The sequence below is a fragment of the Catenuloplanes indicus genome, assembly GCF_030813715.1.
Classification (GTDB): Bacteria; Actinomycetota; Actinomycetes; order Mycobacteriales; family Micromonosporaceae; genus Catenuloplanes; species Catenuloplanes indicus.
Genome location: NZ_JAUSUZ010000001.1, coordinates 4,824,779 through 4,841,123, shown reverse-complemented (window position 1 = coordinate 4,841,123; position 16,345 = coordinate 4,824,779). Strand labels below are relative to the sequence as shown.

The 16,345-nt window shown below is 71.3% G+C and carries 19 protein-coding genes; 5 read left to right on the top strand and 14 right to left on the bottom strand.

What is annotated here, in order from left to right:
• The first annotated feature begins 12 nt into the window (after positions 1-12).
• Positions 13-837 (top strand): dimethylargininase, encoded by an 825-nt coding sequence (gene ddaH, locus J2S42_RS21740; protein ID WP_370879417.1) that lies wholly within the window; start codon positions 13-15, stop codon positions 835-837.
• On the opposite strand, the gene J2S42_RS21735 is transcribed toward ddaH, so the two are convergent.
• Positions 834-1,979, bottom strand: coding sequence for an ABC transporter substrate-binding protein (locus J2S42_RS21735; protein WP_307241885.1), 1,146 nt, complete (start codon positions 1,977-1,979; stop codon positions 834-836). The two genes, ddaH and J2S42_RS21735, sit on opposite strands and share 4 nt — an antisense overlap.
• Positions 1,980-2,205: 226 nt before the next feature.
• On the opposite strand from J2S42_RS21735, the gene J2S42_RS21730 reads away from it, so the two are divergent.
• On the top strand, positions 2,206-2,781 hold the full coding sequence (locus J2S42_RS21730) for a bacterial proteasome activator family protein (protein WP_370879217.1): 576 nt from the start codon (positions 2,206-2,208) through the stop codon (positions 2,779-2,781).
• On the opposite strand, the gene J2S42_RS21725 is transcribed toward J2S42_RS21730, so the two are convergent.
• The 4 genes from J2S42_RS21725 to J2S42_RS21710 form a co-directional block, all read right to left on the bottom strand.
• Positions 2,778-3,587, bottom strand: a complete 810-nt coding sequence (locus J2S42_RS21725) for an HAD family hydrolase (RefSeq protein ID WP_307241882.1) — start codon at positions 3,585-3,587, stop codon at positions 2,778-2,780. The genes J2S42_RS21730 and J2S42_RS21725 overlap by 4 nt on opposite strands.
• Positions 3,587-4,432: an HAD family hydrolase gene (locus J2S42_RS21720; protein ID WP_307248919.1), complete on the bottom strand. Its 846-nt coding sequence runs from the start codon at positions 4,430-4,432 to the stop codon at positions 3,587-3,589. The genes J2S42_RS21725 and J2S42_RS21720 overlap by 1 nt, the downstream gene beginning before the upstream one ends.
• 132 nt (positions 4,433-4,564) lie before the next feature.
• A complete protein-coding gene (serS, locus tag J2S42_RS21715; protein WP_307241881.1) occupies positions 4,565-5,851 on the bottom strand; it encodes a serine--tRNA ligase in 1,287 nt (428 codons plus the stop codon).
• A 47-nt stretch (positions 5,852-5,898) separates the two neighbouring features.
• Complete coding sequence (locus tag J2S42_RS21710; protein ID WP_307241879.1) at positions 5,899-6,690, bottom strand: hypothetical protein; 792 nt, start codon at positions 6,688-6,690, stop codon at positions 5,899-5,901.
• 133 nt (positions 6,691-6,823) lie between these two features.
• Between J2S42_RS21710 and J2S42_RS21705 the strand changes: the two genes are divergently transcribed.
• From J2S42_RS21705 to J2S42_RS21695, 3 genes are all read left to right on the top strand, one after another.
• Positions 6,824-7,255, top strand: a complete 432-nt coding sequence (locus J2S42_RS21705; protein ID WP_307241877.1) for an OsmC family protein — start codon at positions 6,824-6,826, stop codon at positions 7,253-7,255.
• A gap of 69 nt (positions 7,256-7,324) precedes the next feature.
• Positions 7,325-7,672, top strand: a complete 348-nt coding sequence (locus J2S42_RS21700; RefSeq protein ID WP_307248916.1) for a metallopeptidase family protein — start codon at positions 7,325-7,327, stop codon at positions 7,670-7,672.
• Between the two features lie 53 nt (positions 7,673-7,725).
• Positions 7,726-8,460, top strand: a complete 735-nt coding sequence (locus J2S42_RS21695; protein ID WP_307241875.1) for an AIM24 family protein — start codon at positions 7,726-7,728, stop codon at positions 8,458-8,460.
• A 29-nt stretch (positions 8,461-8,489) separates the two neighbouring features.
• On the opposite strand, the gene pheA is transcribed toward J2S42_RS21695, so the two are convergent.
• The 9 genes from pheA to J2S42_RS21650 form a co-directional block, all read right to left on the bottom strand.
• The gene (pheA, locus tag J2S42_RS21690) at positions 8,490-9,422 is read right to left on the bottom strand and encodes a prephenate dehydratase (protein ID WP_307241873.1); all 933 of its coding nucleotides are present in this window, start codon (positions 9,420-9,422) and stop codon (positions 8,490-8,492) included.
• A gap of 9 nt (positions 9,423-9,431) precedes the next feature.
• Positions 9,432-9,974, bottom strand: a complete 543-nt coding sequence (locus J2S42_RS21685; protein ID WP_307241871.1) for a hypothetical protein — start codon at positions 9,972-9,974, stop codon at positions 9,432-9,434.
• A gap of 88 nt (positions 9,975-10,062) precedes the next feature.
• Positions 10,063-10,515: a PAS domain-containing protein gene (locus tag J2S42_RS21680; RefSeq protein WP_307241869.1), complete on the bottom strand. Its 453-nt coding sequence runs from the start codon at positions 10,513-10,515 to the stop codon at positions 10,063-10,065.
• Positions 10,516-10,773: 258 nt separating this feature from the next.
• On the bottom strand, positions 10,774-11,526 hold the full coding sequence (locus tag J2S42_RS21675) for a hypothetical protein (protein ID WP_307241867.1): 753 nt from the start codon (positions 11,524-11,526) through the stop codon (positions 10,774-10,776).
• A gap of 181 nt (positions 11,527-11,707) precedes the next feature.
• Entirely contained in the window at positions 11,708-12,592 is an 885-nt protein-coding gene (locus J2S42_RS21670; RefSeq protein WP_307241865.1) for a DUF5926 family protein, read from the bottom strand.
• An 81-nt stretch (positions 12,593-12,673) separates the two neighbouring features.
• Complete coding sequence (locus tag J2S42_RS21665) at positions 12,674-13,105, bottom strand: ATP-binding protein (RefSeq protein ID WP_307241864.1); 432 nt, start codon at positions 13,103-13,105, stop codon at positions 12,674-12,676.
• 41 nt (positions 13,106-13,146) lie between these two features.
• Positions 13,147-14,604 (bottom strand): sensor histidine kinase, encoded by a 1,458-nt coding sequence (locus J2S42_RS21660; RefSeq protein WP_307241862.1) that lies wholly within the window; start codon positions 14,602-14,604, stop codon positions 13,147-13,149.
• A 90-nt stretch (positions 14,605-14,694) separates the two neighbouring features.
• Positions 14,695-15,030 (bottom strand): rhodanese-like domain-containing protein, encoded by a 336-nt coding sequence (locus J2S42_RS21655; RefSeq protein ID WP_307241860.1) that lies wholly within the window; start codon positions 15,028-15,030, stop codon positions 14,695-14,697.
• A gap of 19 nt (positions 15,031-15,049) precedes the next feature.
• Positions 15,050-16,114 (bottom strand): LCP family protein, encoded by a 1,065-nt coding sequence (locus J2S42_RS21650; protein WP_307241859.1) that lies wholly within the window; start codon positions 16,112-16,114, stop codon positions 15,050-15,052.
• Positions 16,115-16,345: the final 231 nt, after the last annotated feature.

Below are 16,345 nucleotides of genomic sequence, written 5' to 3'. Positions count from 1 at the left end.
TCTAGAGGCATGATGGTCGGGGAACGTAAGCCCATTTGTCGGACTTATCTGATGTGCTCGCCGCAGTTCTTCCGCGTCGAGTACGAGATCAACCCGTGGATGGACACGGCCGTGCCGGTCGACGCTGATCTCGCGGTCAAGCAGTGGGAGCGGCTGCGAGAGATTCTGGTCGAGCTGGGCCACACCGTGCACACCCTGGATCCCGACCCGAGTCTGCCGGACATGGTCTTCGCGGCGAACGGCGCGTTCACGGTCGACGGCGTCGCCTACGGTGCGCGCTTCCGGTACCCGCAGCGCGGCGCCGAGGCGGCGGCGCACCGTGCGTTCTACGCCGCGCACGGCTGGCCGCACACCGAGCCGGCCGAGATCAACGAGGGTGAGGGCGACTTCGCCTACCTGCCGGGCGTCGCGGGCGGGCTCATCCTGGCCGGGTACGGCTTCCGCACCGCACCGCCCGCGCACGCCGAGGCGGTGGAGGTGCTCGGCCGCCCGATCGTCCCGCTGCACCTGGCCGACCCACGCTTCTACCACCTGGACACCGCGCTCGCCGCGCTGGACGACCGCACGATCGTCTACTACCCCGGCGCGTTCTCCGCGGGCTCGCAGCGCGTGCTGCACCGGCTCTTCCCGGACGCCGTGCTCGCCGACGAGGCGGACGCGCTGGACTTCGGCCTGAACCTGGTCAGCGACGGCCGCCATGTGGTGCTCAACAGCGACGCCGCCGCCCTCGCCACGAAGCTGGCCGCCGCCGGTTTCACCCCGGTCCCGGTCGAACTCACCGAGCTGAAGAAGGGCGGCGGCAGCGTCAAGTGCTGCGTCGCGGAGCTGCGCCGCTAACCGAGGGTCGACAGTTCGGAGATCAGCACGTTGGCCAGCTGGGTGCCGTCGCGGCGGACCTCGCGCAGGTACCACTTCTGCTGCGGTGCCCGCGGCTGGTTGAACTGCCACGACCCGCGCGGGCTGTCGATCGTGCCGACCTGGCCGATCGCCCGGTTGATGTCCTGCGCGCTCGGCCCCTCGGTCTTGGTGATCCCGATCGCGCGGTCCAGCACCTGGCCGGCGTCGTACGCGGCCACCGACGCCGCGGTCGGGATCGCGGAGAAGCGCCGCCGGTAGTTGTCCGCGAACCGCTGGTTGAACGTGTTGGCCAGGTCCGCCGCGTAGTTGTGCGCGGTGAAGATGCCCTCGGCCAGCGCGTCCATCTGCGCCAGGTTCGTGCCCTCGGTGAACAGCCCGGGCGCGTAGATCGGCTGGTCCAGCCCGGACGCGCGCATCTGCTTGACCAGCGTGACCGCGGCCGGCCCGAACGCGTGGCAGAACAGCACGTCCGCGTTCAGCTGCTCGATCGCCTCGATGGCCTCGATCAGCTCGCCGGCGGACGGGTTGTACGTGTCCGGCATCCAGATCGGCCCGTCGGAGATCTGCGGCTCGCTGTTGCCGAACGCACTGCGGAACCCGTCGACCGCGTCCCGCCCGCTGGTGGCCGGCGCGATCATTGCGATCTTGCCGCTCTTCACCGTGGTTTTCATATACGTTCCGAGTGCTTCGCCCGGTTCGTCGTCTACGTACGACGTGGACCAGGTGAAAACCGCGCTGCTCACGCTGGCCGGGCCACCGCCGGTACCCAACATCGGGATCTTGGCACTTTCGATCTTCTCGCTGACCGATTTCACCAGCATCGAATTGCTGACCCCGACGACCGCGACCACGCCACTATTGATCAACTGATCCGCGGCGGCCGCGGAGGTCTCCTTGGTGTCGCCCTCCTCCGCGGTGACCAGCTCTATCGGATGCCCGCCGAGCAGGCCGTCGTTGAAGTCGAGGTAGAGCTTCAGGCCGTTGATGATCTCGTCGCCGGCCGGCTGCCGGTCACCACTGAGTGGCGCGATCACGCCGACCTTGAGCACCTTGTCGGTGATCTTGCCGGTAGCCCCGTCCTCGGTGTCGCCGCCGCCACAACCGGCAACCACACCGGACATTCCCGCCATTCCGATCCCTGCGCCAAGCCCCGTGAAAATGCGCAGTGCCCGCCGTCGGTCCATGTGCGACACGCGTTCGCTCCCACCTGAAACAGTTTCCGATCTCCGGGTCACTGCGGTGTCTACCTGTTCGAGGGGACTTCGTCAATGCCCCAATCCTGGGACATTGCGTCGTATCAATGCCGGACCGGCGGCGCTTGGCGGGCACCGCGGCCGGTGCGCGAAGATGGGAGCCATGAGCGAGGCAACCCCCAGCACGAACGAAGAGAAGGACGGCACCGTGCTCGTGGTCGGGCCGGACGGCAGCCCGCTGGGCACCGTCACGGCCGGCGACGCGGCCGAGGCCGAGGACCCGTCCCGCCTGATCGAGCAGCCGGCGAAGGTCATGCGGATCGGCAGCATGATCAAGCAGTTGCTGGAGGAGGTCAAGGCCGCGCCGCTGGACGAGGCGAGCCGCGGCCGGCTGCGCGAGATCCACCAGCGCTCGATCGCCGAGCTGGAGGACGGCCTCGCCCCGGAGCTGCGCGAGGAACTCGAACGGCTGTCGCTGCCGTTCGAGGGCGACACGCCGCCGAGTGACGCCGAGCTGCGCATCGCCCAGGCCCAGCTGGTCGGCTGGCTGGAGGGCCTGTTCCATGGCATCCAGGCCGCGCTCGTCGCCCAGCAGATGGCGGCCCGGCTGCAGCTGGAGCAGATGCGCGGCGGCCGCCCCGCGCTGCCGGCCGGCCCCGGCGGCCTGCCGCCCGGCATGACGCCGAACACGGACGCCGGCGGCCACGGCCGGACCGGCCAATACCTCTAGAGACGAAAGACCTTCTCGAGGTACGCCGCGACGCCGTCCTCGTCGTTGGACAGGGTGGTGTCCGCGGCGATCTCGAGGACGGCCGGGTGCCCGTTCGCCATCGCGACCGGCCGGCCCACCCAGGTGAGCATCGGCAGGTCGTTCGGCATGTCGCCGAACGCGATCACGTCCGCCGCGTCCACGCCGTGCCGCCGGCAGTACCACTCCAGCCCGGCGGCCTTGGTCACGCCGACCGCGGAGATCTCCACCAGCCCGGAGTACGACGAGTGCGTCGCCTCGGCCAGCCCGGTGAGACACCCGTTGACCAGCGCGGCGAACTCGTCCGCGTCCCGGCTGCCGGATCGGGCCAGCAGCTTCACCGCGGGCGCGGACGTGATCTCCTCCGGCGAGCCGGCCACCCGGATCGTGGGCAGCCCGGACTCCCACCGGACCGGCCACTCCTCCTCGTGCAGCATGTGCCGGCTGTCCTCGATCTCGACCGCGAGCACGATGCCCGGGATCTCCGCCCGCAGCCGCTCCGCGATCCGGGACAGCATCTCCGGGTCCATCGGTGCGGTGTGCAGCGGCGTGTCCGTGTCCGGGTCGTAGATCACCGCACCGTTCGCGCAGACCGCCGGCAGCAGCGCGCCGAGCTGGTCGTAGACCTGGTTCAGCCAGCGGATCGGGCGCCCGGTGACCAGCACGACCGGCACCCCGGACGCGCTCACCCGCTCCAGCACGGAGATGGTCCGCGCGCTGATCGTGCGGTCACTGCGCACCAGCGTGCCGTCGATGTCCGTGGCGACCAGGCGCGGCGGGCTGCTCATCAGAGCGAGAGTAGCCGATCGAGGTAGACCGCCACCCCGTCGTCGTCGTTGCGCAGCGTGATCTCGTCGGCGGCCGCGCGCACGGACGGGTGCGCGTTCGTCACCGCGACCCGGCCCCAGCCCGCCCAGCGGAACATCGGCAGGTCGTTGGGCATGTCGCCGAAGACGAGCACGTCCGCCGGGTCGACGCCGAGGTGCGCCGCGACAACGGCCAGGCCGCTCGCCTTGTCCACGCCGGGCGGCGCGATCTCCACGTAGCCGAGGCCGGCCTGGGTGACCGACGCCAGCGACGGCGGGATGACCGCCTGTGCGCGGGCCAGCAGGTCGTCCACGTCCAGGTGCGGGGCCCGGGCGAACGCCTTGATCACGTCGCAGTCCAGGCACTCGACGCGGGAACGCTGCTCTATCCGGTCGTACCGCCAGTGGGGGTCCAGGTCTCCCCAGAGCGGCGCGTCGTGCGCGTCCGACGCCTCGACCATGACCAGCAGCGGACCGGCCGCCGCCTCTTCCAGCAGCGTGAGCGCGCGGGTCAGGTCCGCGGAGGAGAGCCGGGCGTCGCGCAGCACGATCGGCTCGCGCACGTCGCGCTGATCGACCACGCGGCCGCCGCCGGCCATCACCAGGAAGTCCGCGTCCCGGATGTCGTTGCGGGTCAGCTCCGTCAGCCGCGGGCCGCGACCGGTCGCGCCGACCACGGGTATGCCGGCCGCGCGCACCCGGTCCAGCACGGAGTGGGTGAAGTCGGAGACCGTCTCGTCGCTCCGGACGAGCGTCCCGTCCAGATCGGTGGCGATCAGTTTCGGCAGACCGACCCGGCCTCGGACCTCTGAGACGACCAAAGGCATACCCATGGCACTCTCCCTCGCCTGCCCGCGCCGGGGACGGCGGGTCCGCTCCCGGCGGCGGGGGAGAGCAACCATAGCTCACCGATTGCTACGCCACCACGACTTCTCCGTGACGTAGCAATCAACAGGACCTCAGCGCTTGATGACCGGCTCCAGCAGCTCACGGCCGCCCAGGAACGGCTGCAGCCCCTTCGGCACGCGAACCGAGCCGTCCGGCTGCTGGTGGTTCTCCAGGATCGCGACGATCCACCGGGTGGTGGCGAGCGTCCCGTTCAGCGTGGCCGCGATCTGCGTCTTGCCGTCCGCGTCCCGGTACCGCACGTTGAGCCGGCGGGCCTGGAACGTGGTGCAGTTCGACGTGGAGGTCAGCTCGCGGTACGCGCCCTGCGACGGCACCCACGCCTCGCAGTCGTACTTGCGGGCCGCACTGGTGCCGAGGTCGCCGGCCGCGGTGTCGATCACCCGGTACGGCAGCTCGCACTTGGCCAGCATCTGCTCCTCCCAGGCCAGCAGCCGCAGGTGCTCCTCCTGCGCCTCCTCCGGCCGGCAGTAGCTGAACATCTCGACCTTGTCGAACTGGTGCACCCGGATGATGCCGCGGGTGTCCCGCCCGTACGACCCGGCCTCCCGGCGGAAACACGTCGACCAGCCCGCGTACCGCCGCGGCTCGGCAAGGTCCAGGATCTCGTCGCGGTGGTACGCCGCGAGCGGCACCTCGGACGTGCCGACCAAATAAAGATCATCAGCCGGAAGGTGGTAGATCTCGCTGGCGTGCGCGCCGAGGAAGCCGGTGCCCTCCATCGACTCCGGCTTGACCAGCACCGGCGGGATCATCGGGGTGAAGCCGTACTCCACCGACTGGGAGATCGCCATCTGCAGCAGCGCCAGCTCCAGCAGCGCGCCGATGCCGGTCAGGTAGTAGAACCGGCTGCCCGAGACCTTCGCCCCGCGCTCCATGTCGATCGCGCCGAGCGACTCGCCCAGCTCCAGGTGATCCTTGATCTTGAAGCCGGGGTCACGGTCCGCGCCGAGCCGCCCGTCCGGCGTCACCTCGCGCAGCACCACGTAGTCGTCCTCGCCGCCGGCCGGTGCCCCGTCCTCGACCAGGTTCGGGATCGCGAACTGCGCGCGCTTCAGCTCCGCCTCGGCCTCGCCGACTGCGGCCTCCGCGGCCTTCACCTCGGTGGCCAGCTCCTTGGTGCGGGCGAGCAGCGTCGCCTTCTCGTCCGGCGCGGCCTTCGGGATCTGCTTGCCGAGCGTCTTCTGCTCCGCGCGCAGTGACTCGAAGCGCTGCACCGCCGACCGCCGGGACTCGTCGGCCGCCAGCAGCTCGTCGACGACGGAGTCCGACTCACCCCGCTGGCGCTGGCTCGCTCGGAGCACGTCCGGGTTGTCACGAAGCAGGCGCAGATCAATCACGGTTGCTGAGCCTACCGGGGTCCTCCGGAGCGCTCACCCCCATATCCCTACCGCCAGGGCTCTCGCCGGTCGTCGAACGAGCGGTGGAACGGTTCCACCGGCTCCACGCTCAGGTCCAGTGGCGCGGCCGGTGCCTCGTCCGCGTGCCGTGGCACCACCGGCCGGCGCCATTCGTCCGCGTCCGGGTCGTGATCCGGCCCGCTCCCGACGGGCGGGGCGGTACGCGGCCGCGGCGTGAGGTAGGCGGCGAGCCCGAGCAGCGCGACACCGGCCAGCGCATACCACGTACCCATCTCGGTGTGCAGGGTGAAGTCGATCTCGCCGGAGGAGTAGACCAGGCCGCTGAGGCGGATCGTCTCCGAGTCGCCGGAGAGGAGCACCGCGGCGACACAGGCGAGCGCGGCACCGGCCATGGCGAGCGCCAGCACGCGGCTCTGCGCCCGCCCGGACGCGCGGCCGAACAGCGCCAGCGCGACGCAGCCGGCCAGCGCGATCGCGGCGCCGAGGTAGCCGTAGCCGAGCACGCCCAGCTGGTCCAGGTACACCCGGATCGGCTCGACGATCTCCGCGCCGGAGAAGTCCCCACCGTCGTCCAGCGGCACGTCGTACCGTTGCCACTCGGTGATCAGCGAGCCGAACACGCCCGCCGCGCCGAACAGTGCGACGCCGCGCAGCACGAAGAGGTCCGGCCGGAGCCGGCTGCGCCAGCGCCCGGGCCGGGCGGACACCGTATCGCCGGACGGGTCCGGCTCTTGATCGTCGCCACGGGTGTCGAGCAGGTCCGGCACCGAATGGCCGTTGATCGCGGCGCCGGGCTCTCGGGGCGTCTGCTGCTCCATGGGATCCGCCTCCCTCCGAAGGATTGTTCCACGCCGACCTGGGATTTCAGCTCTCATGGACATGACGTCACAGTCCCGAGACCGGTTGCGGGTTCCCCGGATTTCGCCGCCCGGCCCGGCTAGCGTCGCAGTTATGCCTATTCGCTCCGGCTCTGCTCGCTGGCAGGGCAATCTCACCGAGGGTTCCGGGACGGTCCGCACCGGCAAGGGCGGCCTTCAGGGCAACTACTCGTTCAAGTCCCGCTTCGAGGAGGGGGAGGGGACGAACCCGGAGGAGCTGATCGGCGCCGCGCACGCCGGCTGCTTCTCGATGGCGTTCTCCAAGGCCCTGTCGGACGCGGGTTTCACGCCGACGTCCGTGGACTCCACCGCCACGGTCCACATGGGCCAGACGGACGCGGGCTTCTCCGTCACCAGGATCGACCTGGAGACCACCGGCGACGTGCCCGGGATCGACGAGCCGACGTTCCTCAAGATCGCGGAGGAGGCCAAGGCCAACTGCCCGATCTCCCGCCTGCTCGCGCCGGGCGTCCAGGAAATCACGCTCTCCGCGAAACTCGCCTGACTCACCGCCGTGCCGGGCTCGCAGCGCGGCGAGCCCGGCACGAGCGCTGGCATAGTTGGTCGCGTGCCCGTGGAGATGGACCGCGACCGCTTCGAGGAACTCGTCGGCGAGGCGCTCGACGAGGTGCCGGAGGAACTGCTCCGGCTGATGGACAACGTCGTCATCCTGGTCGAGGACGATTCCCCGCCCGGCGAGCCGGAGCTGCTCGGCCTCTACGAGGGCCACGCGCTGACCGAGCGGGGGTGGGACTACGCCGGTGTGCTGCCCGACCGCATCACCATCTACCGCAACCCGACGCTGCGCGTCTGCGACAGCGAGGACGACGTGGTCGACGAGGTCGCGGTGACCGTGGTCCACGAGATCGCCCACCACTTCGGCATCGACGACGCGCGGCTGCACGAGCTCGGCTGGGGTTGAACCACCGATCTAGGCTCGAAGCGGAACAGTTCGGTCTGGCTGGAGGAACCATCATGCGCAGCGCCCTTTTCTCCGCGGAGAACCTGGAGAACAACCAGGATCAGCACCCCGGCATGCGGCTGCAGAACTCGAAGATGCTGAAGTACCAGCTCAACGGCGAGATGATGGCCCGCACCGGCACCATGGTGGCGTACCAGGGGCAGATGCAGTTCCAGGCGCTCGGCTCCGGTGGCCTCGGCAAGTTCATCAAGAAGCAGCTCACCGGCGAGGGCGTCCCGCTGATGAAGGTCAGCGGCCACGGCGACCTCTTCCTCGCCGACCGCGCCGCCGACATCCACATCATCGACCTGGAGCCAGGCGACGCGCTGTCCATCAACGGGGCGAACGTGCTGGCCTTCGACCCGACGCTCAACTACGACATCAAGATGGTCCAGGGCATGGGCATGATGTCCTCGGCCGGCCTCTTCAACTGCGTCTTCACCGGTTACGGCCGGATCGCGGTCACCTCCAACGGCAGCCCGGTCGTGCTCAACATCGACGCCCCGACGTACGTGGACCCGCAGGCCGCCATCGCCTGGTCCGCCAACCTGCAGACCGGCTACCACCGCGCCGACCAGCTGGGCCTTGGCACGCTGCTCGGCCGCTCCACCGGCGAGGCCTTCACGATGAGCTTCGCCGGCCAGGGCTTCGTCGTGGTCCAGCCGTCGGAGGAGCCGCCCGGTGGCCACGCGGTCGCCGGCGGTCAGAGCAACAGCGGCGGCGGCCTCCTCGGCGGCCTGCTCGACTGACCCGTTGACCTCCTCCGCCCGGCGCGCGGTCAGTAGTCGCCGTGGCGGAGACGGTCGACCCACGCGGCGGAGGCGGCGAACGCGTCGTCGGACAGGCCCGCGGGCGCCGGCACCGGATGATCGAGGCCGGGCGCCCAGCGGTGCCGGGGATACGAGCCGAGGAAGCGCACGTCCGCGCACACCCGGCGCAGCCCCTGCAGCGCCTCGCCGAACCGGGTCTCCGCGACGTGCCCGGCACAGTCCAGGAAGAACACGTAGCGCCCGAGCGCCTCGCCGGTCGGCCGCGACTCGATCCGGGTCAGGTTGATGCCGCGGACCGAGAGCTCGGTCAGCACGGTCAGCAGCGCGCCGACCTGGTCGTGCCGGATCACCAGCGCCAGCGACGTGAGATCGTCGCCGGTCGGCGCGGGCGGCGTCGCCGGCCGGGTGACCAGCGCGAACCGGGTCACCGCGTGCGAATGGTCGGCGATCTTGTCGGCGAGCACGGTCAGCTCGTAGCGCGCGGCGCCGAGCGGCGCGCAGATCGCGGCGTCGAACTCACCGGCCGCGGCCGCGATCGCCGCGGCCGAGTTGGACAGCACGTCCGTGACCTCGGCATCCGGCAGGTGTGAACGCAGCCAGTTGCGGCACTGCGTGGAGGCCTGCGGGTGCGCGGCCACGGTCCGGATCGCGCCGAGCGGCGTGCCGGCGCGCGCGCCCAGCACGAACTCGACCGGGATCACCACCTCGCGGATGATCATCAGCGGCACACCGGCGATCAACTCGTCCAGCGTGATCGGGACCGCGCCGCCGATCGAGTTCTCCAGCGGGACCAGCGCGGCGTCCGCGTCGCCGCCGCGCACCGCGTCCAGCGCCTCCGGCACGCTCCGCGCGGGCACCCGCTCACCGTCCGCCGCCTCCGGCACCGTGAGCAACGCCTGCTCGGTGAACGTGGCTTCGGGACCCAGATAGACGAACCGCATACCGGAACTCTAGATCTGGAACGCGGTGGTCGGCGTGGGGGAGGATGTCGGCGTGGCGGTGGGCAGCGGGGAGTCGCCGCAGGCGACCGCGCGGATCGCGGACGGCGCCGCGCCGCGCACCCGGGCCGAGCACACGTTCGTGCCGGCCGTGACCAGCTTCAGGGTCGCCGCCGGGCCGCTGGTCACCACGAACAGCGGCTCCGCGCCCGGGACCGTGACCAGGCTGAGCTGCCACGTGCCGGCGCAGAACGGCCCGCTCGTCACGCGCGCGGTCCCGGTGGCCGGCACCAGATCGCCGGTCCGCCGCAGCACCGCGATCACGTCGGACGCGGCCGGGTCGCCCTGGCACGGCACCAGCACGGTCTCCGCGTACTCGCCGGTCGGCTCGACCGTCGGCGTCAGCCACGGCACGGGGAGCGAGGGCACGTCCAGCACCGGCACTGACGCGGGCGCGGACACCGCGGGGCGGGACCAGGACTGCTCCTCGAACCCGGGCGGCGTGCCACACGCGGCGAGCGTCACCGCGCCCAGAACAGAGATCCCAAGAGCCACGAGGGTACGCGAGACCGGCACGAAGACAGATGTTAAGCCCGTTCCACCGGAAAACCAGGCCCCAAAACTGGCGCAGTCTGCGCAGAAGTCAGGTGATCTGCGCGAAGAACGTCAGCGAGCCGCTGACCGCCTTGTCCTCGAACAGGGGAGTGGCGATGCCGTCGACGGTCTCGTCGGTGCCGGGCTCGGCCGCGCCGTCGACGCGCATCAGCCCGCGGGCCAGCCGGCCGGACGTGACCGCGAGCAGCGGCGGGATCTTGTCGATGTCCGACTCGGTGAGCGCGTTGCGGTTGGCCGTGAAGTCGATCAGGCGCAGCACGTCGAGCAGCGGCCGGCCGACGACCTCGAGCGGGTCACCCATGCCGAGCAGCGCGCAGCAGGACGGCGACGCCGCGACGATCGCCAGGTCGGTGTCGATCACCAGGCAGTGCTCGGTGGCGGACGCCGCGACCGCGGCCCACCCCGCCATGCCGGACGGATGCGCGGTGACCGGCGGCGCGAACTGGTGCCCGGAGAGCGACAGCTCGATCTGGTGTGCCAACACACGCCTCCCAACCCTGTGTCGACGGACCGTGGCGGGCCGGACCCGACAACTCTAGCCCGAAAGATCGCTTCGCCCGTGGCGGGATGCCGACAGACCCGGACTCGAACAGACCCGGATCCACACCGACCCGGAGCCGAACGGGCCCGGGGCCGAAGCGCTCGTAGCGGGCCGGGCGGCGGCGCCGACCACCGGATGCGGTGATCGGCTCTGCCGTCCTGCCCGCCGAGCGTCGCTTCGCGGCGGTGTTGTGGAACGTTACCGGCGTGGCGTGCGCTTGTCAGCCGCGGTCCGGCCTTCGGCGTACCACCGGTAGTTGTCGGCCGCGGCCCGGTAGGGCGCGTTCAGCCAGGTCGACGGGTGCTCGGCGACCGCGGTGAGCTTGGTGGCGGTCTCCGCGCTGATCCGCGCGCCACCGGCGACCAGGAGCCGGTCCAGCTCGCGGTCGGTGGCCACGAGACAGTCCTTCGGCAGCCCGTACACGCTGATCACACCGGTCCCCACGAACGTGAGCACGGGTGTGACCGGGATCGTGTGGCCGACCGCGGCGGAGAGGGCCTTGGCGGCGCGCTTGGCGTCGCGCTTTGCTTCGGCCACGTAGTTCGGGCGCTTCCCGTTGATCTGCACGACGTCACCCGCGATGAGCACGCGGGCCCGGCCGTGGTCCGCGACCGCGACGGCGAAGATGCCGCCCGGGCCGATCGCCAGGAACCCGGCGCGCTCGTCCGGCGCGGTGTCCAGGTCCAGCAGCTGACTCGGCATGTCGGCACGCGGCCAGTCGACGATGTGCCAGGCGGGGCCGAGACGGTCCAGCCGCGACAGAGCACGGTGGCCGGCGGCCTCGACCCGACGGGCATCCCGCTCGGCACGGCGGCGTCGGGCCCACTCCATGGGGCCCGGTCGCACGGCGTCCAGCGGTACCGGGAGTCCGTCGTCCTGGCGGGGACGGGTCTCGCCGGCGGTGAGCGCACGTTGAGTGGGGACGGTTGTACGAGCGGAAAAGACAGACATCGGTACCTCCGGCAAAAGGTCCCATTGGTTGTCGTGACACTACGGTACGTGGTTGACCCGGCACGGATGCAAGACCCAGCCCCCTGAATTCTGCGGAGTGAGACGTGAATCCGTGCTATTCACCTTTTTCCCACATGGCGCACACCACCGCGAGCCGACTGTCCGAAAAGCTTGGTGAAGATCAGCGAAGGGTGAGCTGACGGCCGAGGAGGCCCTGCTTGGCACGCCGCGCGGCACTGTCCAGAGTGTCGTCCGCCAGCGCCTCCGCGTACCGCTTCGCGAAGTCCGCGAGTGGGGATTCCCACTCCGAGCCCGCTGGCTCGACCGGCAAGTCCCACACCGGGACCAGCAGCCCGTGCGCGCGGAACATGCCGGCGAACTTCGTATCCTCGCCGAGCTTGAGCTCGCCGGCCGCGCTCAGCCGGGCCAGCGCGTTCAGCGCCGCGTCCTCGCCGTCCGGGAGGACCCACCGCACGTGCGACTTCTCCGGCACGCGGCACCAGTACGCCGCGGGCGCGGCGGCGAGCCGGACCGTGGGGTAGACGGACGCGTTCGCCCGCTCCAGCGACGCCTTCACGGACGGGTCGTCGGCCGCGCCCTCCTCCAGCCAGAACTCGAAGCCGTCGTGCATGGCGATCTCCAGCGGGCCGTCCGCCAGCACGTCCTGCAGCCGCGGCCCGGGTCCGGGCAGCGCGGGCACGGCGACGGTGCTGCCCGGCGTGGTCGCAAGCGCCGAGAGCAGCGCGGCAGCCAGGTCCCGGGAGACGTCGCCGGACTGGATGTGCCGCTGCAGGCCGATGAAGACGCTGCCGTCCGGCCGGGTCATCGCGGGCCAGGCCATCGGCAGCACGGTCGCGAGCGTGACGGTGCGCTCGCCGTACTTCTCCACCAGATCGGGTGCCAGGCGCAGCGGCGCGGACGCGGCCGGGACCAGCTCGCGCAGCGCGACCCACTCCGGCTCGTCGGCCAGGCCCTCGAACGGCCGGTGCACGAAGATGTCCCGCACCTTCTGGCGCTTCGGTGCCGCGTCGGCGGCGGACTCATTGTTCCTACGGCGCTTGCTCACGGCGACCCAGCCTAGGCGGTCCCCCCACGGGGCGTCTCGTCCGGCACGGGTCCGAGAGCGGGATTTTCGCCGGCCGCCCGATCAGGCGAGGCTGAACTCGGCCCAGACCGAGTGCCCGGCGTCGTCCCGGTCGGTGCCCCAGCAGCGCGCCATCGCGGCCACGATGCCCAGGCCGCGACCGTCCAGCGAGCGCGGTCCGGACGGGCGCATGCGCGGCCCGGTCGCGGCGCCGCCGTCGGTCACCCGGACCTCCAGCACGCTACCGGCGCCGGTGGCCCGGCGTACCCGCCAGCTCAGCCGGATCACGCCGCCGGGCAGCGGCCGAGCGTGCCGTATCGCGTTGCTGAGCAGCTCCGCCACCACGGTGACCACGTCGCACAGCAGGTTCGCGGTGAGCAGCCCGGTCAGCTCATGGGTGAGGCGGTGCCGGGCGGCCCGGGCGCCCTGGGCGTGATGCGGCACGATCAGGCTGCGGGATCGGACGCTCCCGTTCTCCTGCTGCACGGCCGTCATCCGCCGCCCCCTCGAAGGTCTCGACCATGGCCCCGGCCGCGTCAGCCGCGGGGGAGGCGCACCTCTACGATCGTGCCTCCGCCCGGCCGAGGCCGGATGGAGGCCCATCCGTTCTGCCGCTCCACGATCCGGCGGACCAGGAACAGTCCGAGGCCCGCACCGGGGAAGCGGCGGTGGTCGCCCGATTCGCCCTGCCAGAAGCGGTCGAATGCGCGTTCCACATGCTCAGGACGTACCCCGATGCCGCGGTCGCTAATCCGGAACGCCACCGTCTGCTCGTCCGCCTCCGCGGTCAGCTCGATCGGTGACTCGCCCTCCGCGTACTTTCCCGCGTTCGTCGCCAGCTCGGTCAGCACGGTCGCGATCGAGGCTCGGTCGCCGAACGCCTTCGGCAGGTCCTCCGGCAGGTCCAGCGTGAGCCGGCGGCGCAGGTCGGTGGGCAGCCCGGTGGCCGCGGCGCGCAGCGCGTCGACCACGTCGAACGGCACCGGGGCGGAACCGCCGACCGGGCCGAGACCGCCGGTCGTGGCCAGCAGGCGGTCGACCAGCCGGGCCAGGTCCGTGGAGCGCTGGCCGATGGCGCGCGCGGCCTCGCGGCGGTCTGCGTCCGCCAGCGCGTCCCAGTGACCGGTGAGCGTGTCCGCGTACCCCTTGATCACGGTGACCGGCGTGCGCAGCTCGTGGCTGGTGACCGCGAGGAACAGGTCCCAGTCGTGGTTGAGCTGGTTCTGGTCGCTGATGTCGCGGAACGTGACCACGCGCGAGTACGAGCGGCCCGGCAGGTCACCGGCCGCGATCTTCATCCAGCGGCCGTCCGGCAGCCGGTGATCGATCACCCGGCCGGTCGCCGGCGCCGGGAACGGCAGCGGCCGGTTCAGCGCCTGCGCGGCGGTCCGGCCGGTGATCCGCTCGGCCGCCGGGTTCCACAGCCGGACGTAGCCCTGGGAGTCGACGATCGCCAGGCCGTCCGCGAGCGCGGCCACGACCGGGCCGTCGCCGTGCACCGGCAGGCCGGACTGGTCACCGTAGAGGTGCGCGACGGAGACCGCGACGTAGCCGATCAATGCGTGCGCCTCCGGCGAGCTGGGCTCGTCGTCCGTGAAGAACGCGTGCAGCGAGCCGAGCGCGAGACCGCCGGCCTCGACCCGGGCGGCGAGCATGCGCCGGATGCCGCGCGCGGAGAACTGCTCCGCCACCTCGGCGGGCAGCGCGGTGACCGCGACGTCGTTGGTGGCCGGACCGGACAGCAGCCGGGCGATGGACGGGTCCGCGTGGTCGACCACGCGGCCGAGCGCCCAGCTGGACGCACCGCTGGTGGCCACGATGCGGCCGCGGCTCGGACCGTACTCCGCGAACGAGACGCCGTGCGCACCGAGCCCGGTCTGCACGACCTCCAGCAGGCGGTTCAGGGCGGTGACCCCGGACGCGCCCGAGTTGATCATGTTGATGACCGCGGTGTGCCCGGCGATGAACGCGGCATAGTCGGGACGGTCCGGCATGCTTTGAGTCTGCCTCGCTGTGGGAATGTGCTGTAGTGGCCGGGCGCCGAGCGTCACACTCAGCGCGCCGAACGTCGGCTGAGGCAGCGGTCAGATCACGCGGGCGGGTGCGCCGTCGTCGGTGACCATCTCGCGAGAGGCCGTCTCCCACGCCTTCATGCCGCCGGTCAGGTTGCGGACGTTGTCCCATCCGTTCTGCAGCAGGTAGTTCACCACCTGCGCGCTGCGGCCGCCCATCCGGCAGACCACGACCACGTCGCCGTCCGCCGGGACCTCCTCGATCCGCACCGGGATTTCCTGCATCGGCAGGTGGTGGGCGCCGGGCGCGTGGCCGGCATCCCATTCGTCCTGCTCACGGACGTCGAGCAGGTAGGCGCCGTCCGGCACGTCGGCGGCGGTCACGCTGGGAACCTGAGATCCGAACACCCCTCCAGCGTACGGCGGGTCAGCTTCGGGAAATAACCTCGGGGTTCTCGATCACGAACTCGGTCAGCCGGTCCTCCCGGACCGCCTCGAACATCCGCTCGCTGAGCTCGGAGAGCTGCTCGTACTCCGTACCCCCGACGTTGATGGGGTTGAACCTGCCCCCGTTGGTGTTCAGCGTCATCAGATCGCCGACCGCCACGCCCTTGAGCGTGAAGATGAAATCCGCGACCGGGACGCCACCGGTGTCCAGCGTGAACGCGGTGCCAGCGGCCCGGATCAGCTGGTCCACCAGCAGCGGGTTGCCGGTGATGCCGCTGCTCGCCGCCTTCCGCACGATCGCCTTGATCATCTGCTGCTGGTGCCGCTGCCGGCCGTAGTCGCCGTCGCTGAGCCCGTAGCGCTGTCGGGAGAAGTCGAGCGCCTGGGTGCCGTTCATCTGCTGGCAGCCCTTGCCGTAGACGACCGGCTCGGCCGCCCAGCGCTTCCCGGCCCGGCGCGCGTCCGCCTTGTACATCTGCTCGCCGTCGACCATGACCATGTGGTGCGAGACGGTCCGCTCGTCCACGCACATCCGTACGCCGCCGAGCTCGTCGATCACGTTCTTGAAGCCCCCGAAGTCGATGATCGCCGCACCGTCGAAGCCGATCCCGGTCGCGTTCTTCAGCGTCTCCGCCATCAGCTGCGCGCCGCCGGCCCAGTCACCGCCGTTCTGCGCACCGTAGTAGAACGCGTCGTTGATCTTCGCCGTGGCGCCGCCGAACCCGTTCTTCTCGTACGGCGGGATTTCCGCCAGCGTGTCCCTCGGCACCGAGATGAGGAACGCGCGATCGTGCGTCGCCGGGATGTGCAGGATGACGATGGTGTCGGCCCGCGTGTTGTTCTCCTCCCAGCTCTCCCGCACGTCCACGCCCAGCAGCAGCATGTCGATCGCACCGTCCATGCTCGCGCCCCCCTCGGCCGCGCTCTTGCTGCCGTCCCCGAGCAGATTGTCCTGCGCGATGTTCTGCGTCGCCCGCCCGATCAGCACCTGCGCCCCCGCCAGCGCCCCTCCGCTGACCACCAGCAGCACCGCCCCCACCGTCACCGCCAGCCGCGCCCACAGCGGACTCCGCCCCGGCCGCCGATCACGGCGCCGATGCCCCCCGACCGGCCCCGGTCCCTGCTTTGGACGCGGTCCTGGTCCCCGCTTCGGGTCCGGCGCCGCTTCGGTCCGCTCCGGCGCCATGATCGGCCGGATGATCGTCTGCACCCGGGTGGGCGCGTTCCAGCGAGGCGTGCCGGTGGCCGGAGCGTCAGGGCGATACCGGACATCCAT

Bases quoted from the DNA above. Each gene is read 5' to 3' on its own strand.
- J2S42_RS21720 (WP_307248919.1), bottom strand. From the start codon at position 4,432: ATGCCTTTGGTCGTCTCAGAGGTCCGAGGCCGGGTCGGTCTGCCGAAA.
- J2S42_RS21665 (WP_307241864.1), bottom strand. From the start codon at position 13,105: ATGACGGCCGTGCAGCAGGAGAACGGGAGCGTCCGATCCCGCAGCCTG.
- pheA (WP_307241873.1), bottom strand. From the start codon at position 9,422: ATGCGGTTCGTCTATCTGGGTCCCGAAGCCACGTTCACCGAGCAGGCG.
- J2S42_RS21695 (WP_307241875.1), top strand. From the start codon at position 7,726: ATGCGCAGCGCCCTTTTCTCCGCGGAGAACCTGGAGAACAACCAGGAT.
- J2S42_RS21730 (WP_370879217.1), top strand. From the start codon at position 2,206: ATGGGAGCCATGAGCGAGGCAACCCCCAGCACGAACGAAGAGAAGGAC.
- J2S42_RS21675 (WP_307241867.1), bottom strand. From the start codon at position 11,526: ATGTCTGTCTTTTCCGCTCGTACAACCGTCCCCACTCAACGTGCGCTC.
- J2S42_RS21735 (WP_307241885.1), bottom strand. From the start codon at position 1,979: ATGTCCGGTGTGGTTGCCGGTTGTGGCGGCGGCGACACCGAGGACGGG.
- J2S42_RS21660 (WP_307241862.1), bottom strand. From the start codon at position 14,604: ATGCCGGACCGTCCCGACTATGCCGCGTTCATCGCCGGGCACACCGCG.
- J2S42_RS21710 (WP_307241879.1), bottom strand. From the start codon at position 6,690: ATGGAGCAGCAGACGCCCCGAGAGCCCGGCGCCGCGATCAACGGCCAT.
- J2S42_RS21725 (WP_307241882.1), bottom strand. From the start codon at position 3,587: ATGAGCAGCCCGCCGCGCCTGGTCGCCACGGACATCGACGGCACGCTG.
- J2S42_RS21705 (WP_307241877.1), top strand. From the start codon at position 6,824: ATGCCTATTCGCTCCGGCTCTGCTCGCTGGCAGGGCAATCTCACCGAG.
- ddaH (WP_370879417.1), top strand. From the start codon at position 13: ATGGTCGGGGAACGTAAGCCCATTTGTCGGACTTATCTGATGTGCTCG.